The organism is Micromonospora sp. NPDC002296 (assembly GCF_040296145.1).
In the GTDB taxonomy this organism is placed as follows: domain Bacteria; phylum Actinomycetota; class Actinomycetes; order Mycobacteriales; family Micromonosporaceae; genus Micromonospora.
Map to the genome: position 1 here is coordinate 88,928 of NZ_JBEOWQ010000006.1, position 13,481 is coordinate 102,408.

A 13,481-nucleotide genomic window follows, 5' to 3' on the forward strand; every position below is an offset into this window, starting at 1 on the left:
TCGATCCCGGCCGACCGCCGGGAAACACCGACAGGACGGTGTCGCGGGACGGGTCGAGGCTGAGCTCCGACGGCGCCGGTCGACCGGCCGGCGCGGCGCACAGGAGGCAGACATGACCACGACCAACGCGATCACCTGGTTCGAGATCGGCACCGACCGGCCCGAGGAGGCGGAGCGCTTCTACGGGGAACTGTTCGGCTGGGCGTTCGAGGAGCAGGGGGCGCCGGGCCGGTCGTACCGGGTGACCGACGGCCGGGACGGGGGGATCGGCGGGGCGATCCGCGCCTCCGACGGCAGCACGCCGAACTACGCGATCTTCTACGCCCAGGTCGCCGACGTGGCGGACGCCTGCCGGCGGGCCGGGGCGGCCGGCGGGAAGGTGCTGGTGCCGCCGCGCGGCGCGCCGAGCGGGCTGACCTTCGCCCACCTGACCGACCCGGCGGGGAACCACTTCGGGGTGTTCACGCCGCCCGCCCCGTGAGCGGCGTCAGGACGCCGGCCCTCGGCCAGGCTGCTGATGTTGGCCCGCTACGACGCCGGAGGCAACGACCGTTTCTCTCGGCCCACCCCTGATGGGGGGCTGACTCCCGCGACGGTCAGGCCGAGGAGCCGGTGCGCCTCGGTGGCGGGGTCCGGGTGGTGTTCCGTGGCCAGGGCGATGCCGGTGATCAGCGTGAGCAGGTCGGTGACGGTCACGCCCGATGCCACCGCGCCATCCCGCACGGCGCGGCGCACCAGCGGGTCGCCGGCCTCGGTGAGCTGCGCCGAGGCGCAGTGCTCGTGGGCCACGCCGGGGTCGGTCGCTCTGTCGCGGGTCAGCGCGATGGCCAGTCCTCGGATGGTGGAGGCGTACGCGGTGACGGCGCTCAGCCACTCCAGCAGCGCGGCCCGGGCGTCGGCCGCGTCGGCCAGATCGCGGGCGTGGGCGCTCAGGGCCTCGATCCGTTCGCGGAAGACCGCTTCCAGCAGTGCGTGGCGGTTGGGGAAGTGCCGGCGCACGGTGGCCGATCCGACTCCAGCGACGCGGGCGATCTGTTCCAGGGACGCGTCGGCGCCGTGCGCGGCGATCTCCTCCTCGGCCACGGCGAGCAGGAGCGCGTAGTTGCGCCGGGCGTCCGCTCGCTGGGCGGGCATGGCGTCACCTCGGGATTGCTAAGTGGCGGGGTCCGCCGTATCGTACCAAGCATTAAACGGCGGGCCCCGCCGTTTAATGCCCGCACTCCAGGAGGAGCCTCATGCCCACCGATCCCGCACCCGTCCTGGTCGTCGGCGCCACCGGACAGCAGGGTGGTGCCACCACCCGTGCCCTGCTCGCGGCCGGCGTTCCCGTCCGGGCGCTGGTCCGCAACCCCGCGACAGGCCGGGCGAAGACGGTGGAGGCGCTCGGCGCCGAACTACGCACCGGCGATCTCCACGACCGTGACTCGGTGATCGGGGCCGCGCAGGGAGCCCGAGCCGTCTTCTCCTTCCAGATGCCCCAGATGAAGGGAGACGCCTTCGACTACGACGGCGAGCTGACCCAGGCCGTCAACCTGATCGACGGCGCGCTGGCCGCGGGCGTGCCGCAGTTCGTGCACTCGTCCGTCTCCGGCGCCGGGCGGCAGACCGAGGCCCCCGGCTGGGCCGAAGGCCGCTGGGCGCCCCTGGAGCCCTACTACACCGTCAAGGTCGGCATCCAGGACCGGGTACGCGAGGCGGGCTTCACCCACTGGTCGCTCATCAAGCCGGGCTTCTTCATGGAGAACTTCCTGCCCTCCACGGCATACCTGCTTCCCCGCGGTGTCGAGGGCGGCCTGGCGACTGTTCTGAAGCCCCAGACGCGGCTCTCCCTCGTCGCGGTCGACGACATCGGCAAGGCGGTCGCCGCAGTCATCGCCGCACCCGATCGGTTCAACGGGGTCGAGCTCGAACTGGCGAGCGACTACCTGACGCTGACGGAGATCGCCAAGATCCTCTCCCGCGCTCTGGGCGCCGAGCTGACCGCGCCCGACATGACCGAGGAGGAGGCGATCGCCGCTGGAATGCCGGAGTGGGCGGGGATCTCGCACGAATTCATGAACGTGGCCGGGCAACCCGCCCGCCCGGAATACGCGCGGGCCCTCGGTGTGCCGCTCACGACCTTCGAGGAATGGGCGCACGAACACCTACGGGCCGCAGCCTGACTTTGCCCGGAACCAGTCGCGCTGTCCGAGCCGGCAAGGTGCGGGATCCCCTGAATGTCGGGACCCCGCACCTTGCCGGCGCACCGGTGCGCGGCCCCACCCCGGCAGGGGCGGGGCCGCGCGGGCGTCACTTGCCCTCGGACTGGTCCTTGGCCTCGTCGCCCTTGGCCTGGTCGTCCTTGGCCTGGTCGCCCTTGCCCGGGCCGCCGTGGCCGTGACCCCGGTCGCCCCCGCCGGGGAACACGCCCGCCTCGGCGGCCTTGGTGATGGCGTCGGCCTGCTCCTGGGTCAGCTTGCCGTCCTTGACGGCCTGGGCCAGCCGCTCCTTCAGCGCGGCCTGCCGGTCGGCGGCGTCGGGACGCTCGCCGCGCTCCGGCCGGTCGTTCTTCTGCTGCTCGCGCACCTTGTCCAGGGCCGCGGTCACCTTGTCGGTGGAGACCCCCAGCTCCTTGGCGAGCGCCTCGGCGAACTCGGACTGCCGGTCGGCCCGCTGCTGCTGCCGGTCGGTGCCCTCGCTGCTGCTCGCGCTCGGGGTCGAGGTCGAGCTGTCTTCGGCGAACGCGACGGCCGGCGCCGCGATCCCCACGGTGAGTACGCCCGCCGCCGCGAGGCCGGCCAGCAACTGCTTCTTGGAAATCGTGCGGGACATTCGTTCTCCATTTCGTTGCTCGGGTGCGATGACATCACCGACAGTGACGGGTCGAGCTGGGTAAGGGCCGTGGCGACCCTGTCAGCGAGCTGATAATCGGGTTTCGTATCGGGGACAAACCGGTTGCCACGGGACGGTCCGGAATGCAGGGTGGGGACCGGTCGAGCAGAGGAGCGGGCCCCCATGACCACCCCCACCATCCGAGAGACCGTCCTGCCGGACCCGGGCTCCGGGCCGTACGGGATCACTGCCGGGCCGGACGGCGCGCTGTGGCTGACGCTGGTCCGCACCGGCGGGATCGCCCGGGTGGCCGCCGACGGCGGGGTGCGGACCCACCCCGGCGACCCGGCGAGTCGCCCGCTGGTCATCGCGGCCGGCCCGGACGGCGCGCTCTGGTTCACCCGCTCCGGGGACGACCGGATCGGCCGGATCACCACCGACGGGGCGGCGACGTCGGTCGCGCTGCCGGCCGGCGCCGCGCCCTGCGGCATCGCCGCCGGCCCCGACGGGGCCCTCTGGTACGCGGGGATGAGCAACGACACCATCGGTCGGGTCGGCACCGACGGGATGGTCACCGCGTACCCGCTGCCCGTCAGCGGCGGGTACCCGTCGATGATCACGGCGGGGCCGGACGACGCCCTGTGGTTCACCCTCAACCAGGCGAACGCCGTCGGCCGGATCGCGCTGGACGGCGCGGTGCGCCTGCACCCGCTGCCCACCGACGCCGCCGGGCCGGTCGGCATCACGCTGGGCACCGACGGGGCCCTCTGGTTCGTCGAGATCGCCGCCGGTCAGCTCGGCCGAATCACCCCGGACGGCCGGATCGAGGAGTACCCGCTGCCGGACCGGGCCGCCCGGCCGCACGCGATCGTCGCGGACCCGGCCGGGGGCTGCTGGTTCACCGAGTGGGCGGCCAACCGCATCGGCCACGTCACCCCCGACGGCCGCGTCGACGCGTACGACCTGCCCATCCCGGGCTCGGAGCCCCACGGTCTTACGGTCCTGCCCGACGGCACGGTCCACGCCGCCCTGGAACGCGGCGCGGTCGCCCACCTGACCCCCTGAGGGATCAGCGGACGGCGGGCGCGACCGTGAGGGTGCCGGCGTCGGCGTCGAGGGTGGCTGGGACGCCCACGCCGACCGTGAGCTGGCCCTGGCCGTGGCCGATCGGGAGGCCGCCGAGGACCGGGACGCCGAGGTCGCCGAGGCGCTCGGTCAGCACGTCGACGACGGTGGTGTCCCACTCGTCCGCGCAGCCGGTGAACTGCCCGACGGCCACCCCGGCCAGGCCGTCCAGGGCGCCGGCCCGGCGCAGCTGGGTCAGCATCCGGTCCACCTTGTACGGGGGTTCCTGCACGTCCTCGACCAGCAGCACCGCCCCGGTCAGGTCCGGCATGTCGGGGGTGCCGAGGGTGGCGACGAGCAGGCAGAGGTTGCCGCCGAGCAGCGTCCCGGTGGCGCGGCCGGGAACCCGCACGCCGAACGTCTCCTCCCCGGCGTCGGCGGCGACGGTGACCGGCTCGGTGGTCATCAGCGCGGCGTGCAGCGACTCGGCCGAGCGCAGCGGGGTGCGCTCGTCCAGCCAGGCAGCCCCGGGGCCGTGCACGCCGGCCAGCCGGGCGCCGCGCCAGAGGGCGAGCTGCAAGGCGGTGATGTCGGAGAAGCCGGCGACCACCTTCGGATCCCGGCGCACCGCCGCCATGTCGACGGCGTCCACCACCCGCTGCGCGCCGTAGCCGCCCCGGGTGCAGATCACCCCGCGCACCGACGGGTCGGCGAACGCCGTGTTCAGGTCGGCGGCACGCAGCTCGTCCGACCCGGCCAGGTACCCCTGCCGGGCGTACGCGTTCGGCGCGAGCACCGGGCGCAGCCCCCAGCCGGTGAGCAGCTCGACGCCCCGGGCCACCCGCTCCGGCCGGATCGGCCCGGACGGGGACACCAGCATCACCGTGTCCCCGGGGCGCAGGACCGGTGGGCGCAGGACGGCGTCGTCGGCGATCACAGCCGCAGAGCCTAGCCGCCGGCCGGGGGCCCGCAGTCACCCCGGCCGCCGCCGTCTCGGGAACACCGCGCCGAGGCGTTCCGGGCCGCGGCCGGCGTACCCGATAGCCTCGACGGCGTGGCAACCGCGCTGGTGATCGAGAACGACCCGACCGACGACGTCCGCCGCCTGGGCGAATGGCTGGTGGAAGGAGGCCTGGAACTGCGGGTGCTGCGCCCGCACGCCGGGGACGAGCTGCCCGCCGACCTCGACGGGTACGTGGCCCTGGTGGTGCTCGGCGGCGAGCAGAAGCCGTACCCGCTGCCCGACGGCACCCTCGGGGCCCCCTGGTTCCCGAAGCTGGAGGGGCTGCTGCGCAAGGCGGTCCGGCACCGGGTGCCCACCCTCGGCATCTGCCTCGGCGCGCAACTGCTGGCCACGTCGCACGCCGGCATCGTCGAGCTGAGCCCGTCCGGGCCCGAGGTCGGCCCCACCGTGGTCGGCCGGCGGGACGCCGCCGAGACCGACCTGCTGTTCCGGTACGTGCCGCTGATCCCCGACGTGTTCCAGTGGCACGTCGACGAGATCACCGAGCTGCCGCACGGGGCGACCCTGCTGGCTGCCTCCACCCGCTACCCGCACCAGGCGTTCCGGCTCGGCGACCGGGCCTGGGGGCTCCAGTTCCACATCGAGCCCGACACCGCGATGATCGCCGACTGGGCCACCGACTCCGCGCTCATCGACCAGCTGGGCTACGACCCGGAACTGGTGGTCGCCGCCTGCGACCGGGTGATGGCCGACATCGAGGAGGTGTGGCAGCCGTTCGCCATCCGGTTCGCCGCCCTCGCCCTCGGTGAGCTGGGCGGCGACGACTTCCGGCGCGACCTTCCCCTGCTCGGGCACTGACCGGTGAACAGCAGACCCGCCCGGGGCCGGCTGGCCCGCTACGGCTTCGGCACCGCCGCCGGCGACGGCGGCTCCCGGGCCGCCGACCTGCTCGGCCCGGCCGGGCTCGGCCTGTGGCTGCAGGAGGAGCAGGAACCGGTCGACGAGCGGGCCGCCGAGCTTTTGGCCGCGCTGTCCCGGGCCGCCGACCCGGACCTGGCGCTGCGCCAGCTGCACCGCCTCGCCGAGGCCGAGAGCCGCGCGGCCGGCGGCACGGGCGGCGGCGGGTCGACGGGTGCGCGCCGGGCCGCGGGTGCCACCGGAGCAGGCGGCGGGCCGACGGACCCCGCGCGCCGGGCCGCCGGCAAACCCGCCGACTCGGCGCTGCTGGACGCCCTGCACGCCGACCCGGGGCTGCGCCGGCGGCTCATCGCCGTGCTCGGCGCGTCGTCGGCGCTCGGCGACCACCTGGTGGCCAACCCCGACCAGTGGCCGGTGCTCGCCACCGACCCGGACGGGCTCGCCCCCGCCGCCGACGGGCGGCTGGACCTGACGGCGGCGGCCCGGGTCACCGCGTCCACCCAACCGATCGCGGTGCTGCGCCAGGCGTACCGGCTGGCCCTGCTGCGGATCGCGGCGGCCGACCTGACCGGCAATCGCGCCCTGGAACAGACCATGGCGGCACTCTCCGCGCTGGCCGACGCCACCCTCGGCGCGGCCTACGACATCGCGGTGGGCGAGCTGCCCGAGGGCACGCCACGGCCCCGCCTCGGCGTGGTGGCGATGGGCAAGTGCGGCGGCGGCGAGCTGAACTACGTCTCCGACGTCGACGTGATCTTCCTCTGCGCCGAGGACGACGAGCTGCCGGCGGCCACCACGGTCGCCACCCGGCTGATCCACATCTGCGGGCTGGTCGCCTGGCCGGTCGACGCCGCGCTGCGCCCCGAGGGAAACCGGGGCCCGCTGGTCCGCACCCTGGCCAGCCACCTGGCGTACTACCGGCGCTGGGCGCGGACCTGGGAGTTCCAGGCGCTGCTGAAGGCCCGCCCGGCGGCCGGCGACCTGGCGCTGTCCCAGGAGTGGATCGACCAGCTCGCCCCGCTGCTCTGGCGGGCCGCCGAGCGGCCGGAGGCCGTCGAGGACGTCCGCTCGATGCGCCGCAGGATCATCGACAACATCCCGCCGAAGGAGCTGGACCGCGAGATCAAGCGCGGGCCGGGCGGGCTGCGCGACATCGAGTTCGCCGTCCAGCTGCTGCAACTGGTGCACGGCCGGGGCGACGAGGCGCTGCGGGCCCCCGGCACCATCCCCGCCCTGCGCGCCCTGGTGGCCGGCGGCTACGTCGGCAGGGCCGACGGCGAGGCGCTGCTGCGCGGGTACCGCTTCCTGCGCGGCGTCGAGCACCGCCTCCAGCTCCAGGGACTGCGCCGCACCCACACCGTGCCGGCCGACCCCGCCGGGCTGCGCTGGCTCGCCGCCGCGCTCGGCCACGCCGCCACCCCGGGCCGCAGCGCCGTCGAGGAGTTCCGCGCCGAGTGGGTCACCCACGCCACCGAGGTACGCCGGCTGCACGCCAAGCTGCTGTACCGGCCGCTGCTGGAGTCGGTGGCCCGGGTCCCCGCCGACGGGCTGCGGCTCACCCCGGAGGCGGCCCGGCACCGGCTGGAGATCCTCGGCTTCGCCGACCCGGCCGGGGCACTGCGTCACCTCCAGGCCCTCACCGGCGGGGTGAGCCGCACCGCCGCCATCCAGCGCACCCTGCTGCCGGTGCTGCTCAGCGAGTTCGCCGACGCGCCCGAGCCGGACCGGGGGCTGCTCAACTACCGGAAGGTCTCCGACAAGCTGGGCGGCACCCCCTGGTACCTGCGGCTGCTGCGCGACTCCGGCCCGGTGGCCCGCCGGCTCGCCCGGGTGCTCTCCTCCTCCCGGTACACGGCCGACCTGCTGGCCCGGGAGCCGGAGGCGCTGCGGCTCCTGGCCGAGGAGAACGAGCTGACCCCGCGCCCCCGCGACGTGCTCTGCGAGGGCTTCTCCGCCGCCGCGGCCCGGCACGCCGACCCGGTCGAGGCGACCCGGGCGGTCCGCGCGCTGCGCCGCCGGGAACTGGTCCGGATCGCCTGCGCCGACGTGCTCAGCCGCGCCGGGTCGCTCGCCCCCACCCCGACCCGCCCCGACCCGACCGGGCGGGCCGCGCTCGGCCTCGCCGACATCACCGCCGTCGGCACCGCCCTGGCCGGCGTCACCGACGCCACCCTCGCCGCCGCGCTGCGCGCCGCCCGGGCCGCCCGGCCGGCCCCGCCCGGGCTGCGGTTCGCGGTGATCGGCGTGGGCCGGCTCGGCGGGTACGAGTCGAACTACCTCTCCGACGCCGACGTGCTGTTCGTCCACGACCAGCCGTCCGGGGTGGAGGAGGGCACGGCCAGCGCCGCCGCCCACGCCATCGCCGAGGAGCTGCGCCGGCTGCTCTCGGCCCCGGCCCCGGACCCGCCGCTCGGGGTGGACGCCGACCTGCGCCCGGAGGGCCGGCAGGGCCCACTGGTACGCAGCCTCGCCGCGTACGCCCAGTACTACGCCCGCTGGTCGAAGGTGTGGGAGTCGCAGGCGCTGCTGCGCGCCCGGTTCGTCTGCGGCGACGCCGACCTGGGTGCCGAGTTTGAGACGATGGTCGACCCGGTGCGCCACCCGGCCGACGGGCTGACCCGGGAACAGATCATCGAGATCCGCCGGATCAAGGCCCGGGTGGAGACCGAGCGGCTGCCCCGGGGCGCCGACCCGGCCACCCACACCAAGCTGGGCCGGGGCGGCCTCGCCGACGTCGAGTGGGCGGTGCAGCTGCTCCAGCTCCGGCACGCCGGCCGGCTCCCGGCGCTGCGCGGCACGCGTACCCTCGACGCGCTCGCGGCGGCGGCCGAAGCCGGCCTGGTCGATTCGGAGGACGCCCGCGAGATGGCGGCCGGCTGGACCCTGGCCGCGCAGGTACGCAACGCGCTGATGCTGGTGCGCGGCCGGGACGGCGACCAGTTGCCCCGGCACGGCGTGGAGCTGGCCGGGGTGGTCCGGCTGCTCGGCCGGGACGACCCGGGCGAGTTCCTCGACGAGTACCTGCGCACCGGCCGCCGCTCCCGCGCGGCGATGGAACGCGTTCTCGACGCCGGGGTCTGAGCCCCGGCAGGGCGGGGCCGCCGGTCAGCGGATCGTGTACCGGCCGGTGGTCGGCACGGTCATCGTCGTCCACTCCCCGGCGCGGGACAGCCGCGCGGGGGGATCGGTGGTCAGCCAACGGCTGTACCGGATCCGGATCGGCACGGGGGTCCCGGCGGGAGCCTCGACCGTCATCGAGCCGGCATCGTGCCCCGTCAGCATGCCCGGCGGCGCGACCAGCGGCGTCGGGTCGGACACCGCGTAGAGCCGCCAGTGCCGCTCGGACCAGACCTCGGTGAGGTACGGCAGCCCGCCGTCGACCAGTTCCGCCTCCGCGCGCCCCACCCAGGACAGGTCGGCGTCGGGCACGGCGACGTACTGGACGGCGTTGTCGGCCAGCCAGGCCCGGTAGCTCTCGGCGGTCAGCGGAACGCCGGTGCCGGCGGCGCCCGGCACGGTCGTGAAGAAGAGCGGGTTGCGGGCGATGTCGGCCTGCCGCAGCCAGCCCCGCGCCAGCGGGACGTCCCCGAGGAGGGCGGCCTCCCAGTAGTCGCGGGTCGGCGGCACCTCGACCCGCCCGGTGAGCCCACGCCGGGTCAGTTCGGCGCGCAGCGGGGCGAAGTAGGCCGGCTCGGTCGTCGGGCCGCCGACGCCACGCAGGTCGGCCGGCACCACCGGGGGTTGCCACCAGCAGACGGCGGCCAGCAACGCCGCCAGGGCGGTGCCGGCCGCCCCGCCCCGACGCAGCGCGGCCGGCAGCCGCCAGGTGGCCCGCTCCGGCAGCCGGGCGGCGGCGGCCAGCACCGGCAGCGCGAACATCACCACCAGCCGGGTCGCGTTCAGCCCGACCGGCGTGTGCACCAGCGCGGCGATCAGCACCCCGGCCGCCGACAGCAGCGCGCCCACCCGGACCGGCCGGTAGGCCACCAGCGCGGCCACCACCAGGCTGGCCAGCGCGGCGCGCAGGGTGTCGGTGCGGCTGATGTTCATCCAGCCGCCCGCGCCGAACAGCAGCCCGGTCACGGCCAGCGGGGCCGCCGCGGCGACCCCGAGCAGCAGGCCGTCGCCGTACCGGCGGGTGAGCAGCAGCGCGGCCCCGGCCAGCCCGACGAACAGGCCGGCGACCGGGCTGGTCGCGGAGGCCAGCAGCGCTGCGGCAGCGGCCAGCCCGACACGCAGGCAGCGGCGGCCCGGGGGCCCCTTCGTCGGCAGGGTGAGCGCGAGCAGCGCGGCGAGCCCGAACGCCACGCCGAGGCCGTAGGTGACCCGGCCGGAGACGAGGTTGCCGGCGATGGCGACCACCCCGACCAGGCCGCCGAGCAGCGGGCGGGGCACCCCGGTACGCACCAGCAGCGCAGCGAACGCCGCCGCCGCGCCCACCAGCGCGAGGACGCCGGTCACCCGGACGCCGAGGACAGCCATCACCGGCGGGGAGACCAGGCTGTAGCCGAGGGGCTGGATGCCGCCGTACCACCGCAGGTCCACCAGGGCGGGGCCGTGCGCGGCGAAGAAGTCGGCGCGGGCCACCTGGGCCGAGAGGTCGGAGCCCATCCTCGGCAGGAGCAGGTACCCCGCGCCCAGGACGGCCGCGAACCCGGCGGACACCGCCACCACCGCACTGCGTCGCATGCCCACCTCCGTACCGCGACCACCGTACTGGCAGCATGGCGGGTGTGCCTCACCACCTCGCGCGCTGGACGGGTCTGACCGGTTCCCTGCTGCTCGCCCTGTCCGCGTACCTCGGCGGGGCTTTTCCGAAGGGTGACCTGCGCCCCACCCCGGTCAGTATCTGGCAGGGGCCGCACGGGCCGCTGATCATCGCGGCCTGGCTGGTCGGCACCGGCCTGATGGCCTGGGCGTGGTGGTCGCTGCGGGACGGGCCGCCGTCCGCGCGCTGGGCCCTGGTCACCGTCGGCCTCTGGCTGCTGCCGCTGCTGCTCGTCCCGCCGATGGCCAGCCGGGACGTCTACGCGTACGCCTGCCAGGGCGCCAGCTACGCGAACGGGATCAGTCCGTACGAGCAGGGCGTGTCCGCGTTGCCCTGCCCGTGGCTGGACTCCATCTCGTACATCTGGCGGGACACCCCGGCCCCGTACGGGCCGCTGTTCGTGATGCTCGCCGGGGCGGTGGTGAAGGCGACCGGTTCGCTGACCGCCGCCGTCGTCGCGTTCCGGCTGCTCGCGGTCGCCGGGGTGGCGCTGACCGCCGCCTGCCTGCCGGTGCTGGCCCGCCGCTGCGGGGTCCCCGTCGGGCGGGCGCTCTGGCTGGCCCTGGCCAGCCCGCTGGTCGGCGTGCACCTGGTGGCCGGTGCGCACAACGACGCGCTGATGGTCGGCCTGCTGGTCGCCGGTCTGGCCGTGGTGGCCGCCCGGCCCGGGCGGCCCGGCCCGCTGCTGGCCGGGGGAGCGCTGCTCGGGCTGGCGGTGTCGATCAAGATCACCGGCCTGGTGGTGATCCCGTTCGCCGCACTGGCCGCCTCGGTCGGGCCGTACCGGATCCGGTCGCTGGTCCGCGACGGAGGCCCCGTGGTTGTCGGGGCCGTCGCCGCCGTGATCGGGGCGACCCTCGCCGGTGGGCTGGACTTCGGCTGGGTCGCCGGGCTGGAGAGCGGCGGCGACGTGATCGCCTGGACGTCGCCGTCGACCGCCGTCGGGCAGACCGTCGGGTACCTCGCGGTGATCTTCGGGGCGCACGTCGACGCGTTGCCGGTGACCCGGGCGATCGGCCTGGTCGCGCTGGCCGTGCTGCTGGTCTGGCTCTGGTGGCGGGCCCGCACCCGCGACCCGCTCTTCCACGCCGGTCTGGCGCTGGCCGCCACCGTCGCGCTTTCCCCGATCGTGCACCCCTGGTACTGGATCTGGCCGCTCACGGTGCTCGCCGCCACCGCCCGGCGGGGCACGTGGTTCGCCGGGATCGCGCTGGTCGGATCATTCCTGGTGCTGCCGGACGGCACCGGCCTGGCCCGGTACACCAAGGTGCCCGGTGCGCCGCTGATGACGCTGTTGCTGATCTGGGTCGCCGTGCGGTGGGCGCGGTCGGCGAGGGCGAACCGCGCGCCGGTGTGATGGTCGGGGGCGTCAGCCGGCCCACGAACAACTTCCCCAGCTGACTACCCGACGTGCTGAGCCCCCTGGAGCTGAGTCGTTCGGAACAAACGAGGGCGACGACAGGATCCGCCTCGTGCTGTGCCAGGGCCCGTACAGCCGGGAGGTCGAGGCGGACGCCCGGGAAGGCTGGGCAGTTCCTTCGGCAAGCTGGACGCCCTGCTCGGCCGTTCAGCGCGACGCGCCGCAGGTGGGGCAGCAGCCGCCCGCCCTCTGCGGGAGATGCCGGCCGCGGCGAGCCGCCAGCGCGAACAACACCAGGGCGGGGCCGAGCAGGGTGACGGCCGCGGCAATGCTGGCCAAGGCCGCCCAGTACGGGTTCCGCCCGACGAACTGCTCGGCCAGCTCCCGCACCGAGAGCAGGCCGGCCGGGGTGAGCAGCACCAGCAGCGCCCAGGCGCCTCGGGTGTCCCGGCGGAGGGCCAGGGCGAGCGCGAGCGCCAGCGCGACGATCAGCAGCGCGCCCCCGACGGCGCCCAGCGACCCCAGGGCGAAGCTGTGGTAGCTGACGTAGCCGTCCTCGGGCGCGAGCCGACGGACGGCGAGCACGGCGGCGAGGGCGGCGACGGCCGCCGGGGCGAGGCGGACCCACAGGGGCAGCCGGTCCGGCAGGGTGAGCGCAAGCAGGCCCAGCGCGAGCTGCGGCACCAGCACGGACAGCGGCGGCCGGGGCGCGCCGGTCAGCGCCGCCGCCGGCACCACGAGCGCGGTGAGCAGCACGGCCAGCCCGATCAGTGAGCGCGCGTGCCGGGCCGGGGCGAGCGCATGGGTGACGGCGGCGACCAACCAGACGGCCCAGGCCACCACGCCGATGCTGGCGAACGGGCCGAACGTTCGCAGCTGGAATACCGGGTCCGGCGGGTGCGATTCCAGCACCGACCACCCGGCCGCGAGGGCGGTCGCCGTGGGGAAGGCGAGGACGGCCGCGAGGCGTACCCCGGAAAGCAGGCCGGCGGTGCCGGCGGCCCGCAGCCGCTCGCGGAGGCCACCGCCCACGAGGTCGGCGGCGTCGGCGAGCGAGGGGCGACGCCGGCCCTCGCTCGCGAGATCGAGGTACGTTCCGACAAGCTCGGCGCTCCGGTCCCGCCGGTACGCCGACGGGTACGCCCACAGCAGCCGCTGGTAGCGGCGCTCCAGCTCGCCCGTGTGAACCCCTTCACTCTCGCTCATGCGAGCCCTCCCGCCAGGCGTGCGGTGCCCGACCGGGCGGCGGCCCGGCGGCTCAGCCGGGCGGTGGCCGCCTCGACGTTGCGGCGCAGCCGCCCGGTCTCGGCCGTGAGGGTGGCGTCGCCGGCGGGGGAGAGGCGGTAGTAGCGGCGCAGTCGGCCGTCCACGATCTCCTCCCGGTCGACCTGCACCAGGCCGGCGTCGACCAGCCGGTCCAGGGCGCCGTAGAGGGTGCCGGGGCGCAGCGAGACGCGCCCGTCGGAGATGGCGGCGACTTCGCCGATCAGCCCGTAGCCGTGCATCGGCTCCCCGGCCAGTGCGGTGAGGATCAGGAACGTGGGTTCGCGTAGCGGTGTGTCCATGTCCTCAATGTATCGGACGCGAAGTTATAT

At 75.6% G+C, this 13,481-nt stretch carries 12 protein-coding genes; 6 read left to right on the plus strand and 6 right to left on the minus strand.

All coding sequences use genetic code 11. From position 1 onward, the window contains the following. The first annotated feature begins 112 nt into the window (after positions 1 to 112). Entirely contained in the window at positions 113 to 481 is a 369-nt protein-coding gene (locus tag ABT023_RS07445) for a VOC family protein (protein ID WP_350882720.1), read from the plus strand. Positions 482 to 528: 47 nt separating this feature from the next. Here ABT023_RS07445 and ABT023_RS07450 read toward each other — a convergent pair whose 3' ends face one another. Continuing rightward, positions 529 to 1,134, minus strand: coding sequence for a TetR/AcrR family transcriptional regulator (locus ABT023_RS07450; protein ID WP_350882722.1), 606 nt, complete (start codon positions 1,132 to 1,134; stop codon positions 529 to 531). 101 nt (positions 1,135 to 1,235) lie between these two features. Here ABT023_RS07450 and ABT023_RS07455 point away from each other — a divergent pair, with 101 nt between their 5' ends. Next, on the plus strand, positions 1,236 to 2,162 hold the full coding sequence (locus ABT023_RS07455) for an NmrA/HSCARG family protein (protein WP_350882724.1): 927 nt from the start codon (positions 1,236 to 1,238) through the stop codon (positions 2,160 to 2,162). Positions 2,163 to 2,289: 127 nt separating this feature from the next. Here the strand turns inward: ABT023_RS07455 and ABT023_RS07460 are convergent, their stop codons facing one another. Further along, positions 2,290 to 2,811, minus strand: coding sequence for a hypothetical protein (locus ABT023_RS07460; RefSeq protein ID WP_350882726.1), 522 nt, complete (start codon positions 2,809 to 2,811; stop codon positions 2,290 to 2,292). A 183-nt stretch (positions 2,812 to 2,994) separates the two neighbouring features. Between ABT023_RS07460 and ABT023_RS07465 the strand changes: the two genes are divergently transcribed. Beyond that, positions 2,995 to 3,876, plus strand: a complete 882-nt coding sequence (locus tag ABT023_RS07465) for a Vgb family protein (protein ID WP_350882728.1) — start codon at positions 2,995 to 2,997, stop codon at positions 3,874 to 3,876. Between the two features lie 4 nt (positions 3,877 to 3,880). Here the strand turns inward: ABT023_RS07465 and ABT023_RS07470 are convergent, their stop codons facing one another. After that, positions 3,881 to 4,810, minus strand: coding sequence for a S66 peptidase family protein (locus tag ABT023_RS07470; protein ID WP_350882926.1), 930 nt, complete (start codon positions 4,808 to 4,810; stop codon positions 3,881 to 3,883). A 120-nt stretch (positions 4,811 to 4,930) separates the two neighbouring features. Here ABT023_RS07470 and ABT023_RS07475 point away from each other — a divergent pair, with 120 nt between their 5' ends. Next, entirely contained in the window at positions 4,931 to 5,698 is a 768-nt protein-coding gene (locus ABT023_RS07475) for a type 1 glutamine amidotransferase (protein ID WP_350882730.1), read from the plus strand. Between the two features lie 3 nt (positions 5,699 to 5,701). Further along, complete coding sequence (locus ABT023_RS07480; protein ID WP_350882732.1) at positions 5,702 to 8,839, plus strand: bifunctional [glutamine synthetase] adenylyltransferase/[glutamine synthetase]-adenylyl-L-tyrosine phosphorylase; 3,138 nt, start codon at positions 5,702 to 5,704, stop codon at positions 8,837 to 8,839. Between the two features lie 24 nt (positions 8,840 to 8,863). On the opposite strand, the gene ABT023_RS07485 is transcribed toward ABT023_RS07480, so the two are convergent. Then, positions 8,864 to 10,447, minus strand: a complete 1,584-nt coding sequence (locus tag ABT023_RS07485; RefSeq protein ID WP_350882734.1) for a hypothetical protein — start codon at positions 10,445 to 10,447, stop codon at positions 8,864 to 8,866. Between the two features lie 44 nt (positions 10,448 to 10,491). On the opposite strand from ABT023_RS07485, the gene mptB reads away from it, so the two are divergent. Continuing rightward, complete coding sequence (gene mptB, locus ABT023_RS07490) at positions 10,492 to 11,883, plus strand: polyprenol phosphomannose-dependent alpha 1,6 mannosyltransferase MptB (protein WP_350882928.1); 1,392 nt, start codon at positions 10,492 to 10,494, stop codon at positions 11,881 to 11,883. A gap of 210 nt (positions 11,884 to 12,093) precedes the next feature. Here mptB and ABT023_RS07495 read toward each other — a convergent pair whose 3' ends face one another. Both ABT023_RS07495 and ABT023_RS07500 read right to left on the minus strand, forming a co-directional pair. After that, on the minus strand, positions 12,094 to 13,092 hold the full coding sequence (locus ABT023_RS07495) for a hypothetical protein (RefSeq protein ID WP_350882736.1): 999 nt from the start codon (positions 13,090 to 13,092) through the stop codon (positions 12,094 to 12,096). Further along, entirely contained in the window at positions 13,089 to 13,451 is a 363-nt protein-coding gene (locus ABT023_RS07500; RefSeq protein ID WP_350882738.1) for a PadR family transcriptional regulator, read from the minus strand. The genes ABT023_RS07495 and ABT023_RS07500 overlap by 4 nt, the downstream gene beginning before the upstream one ends. Positions 13,452 to 13,481: the final 30 nt, after the last annotated feature.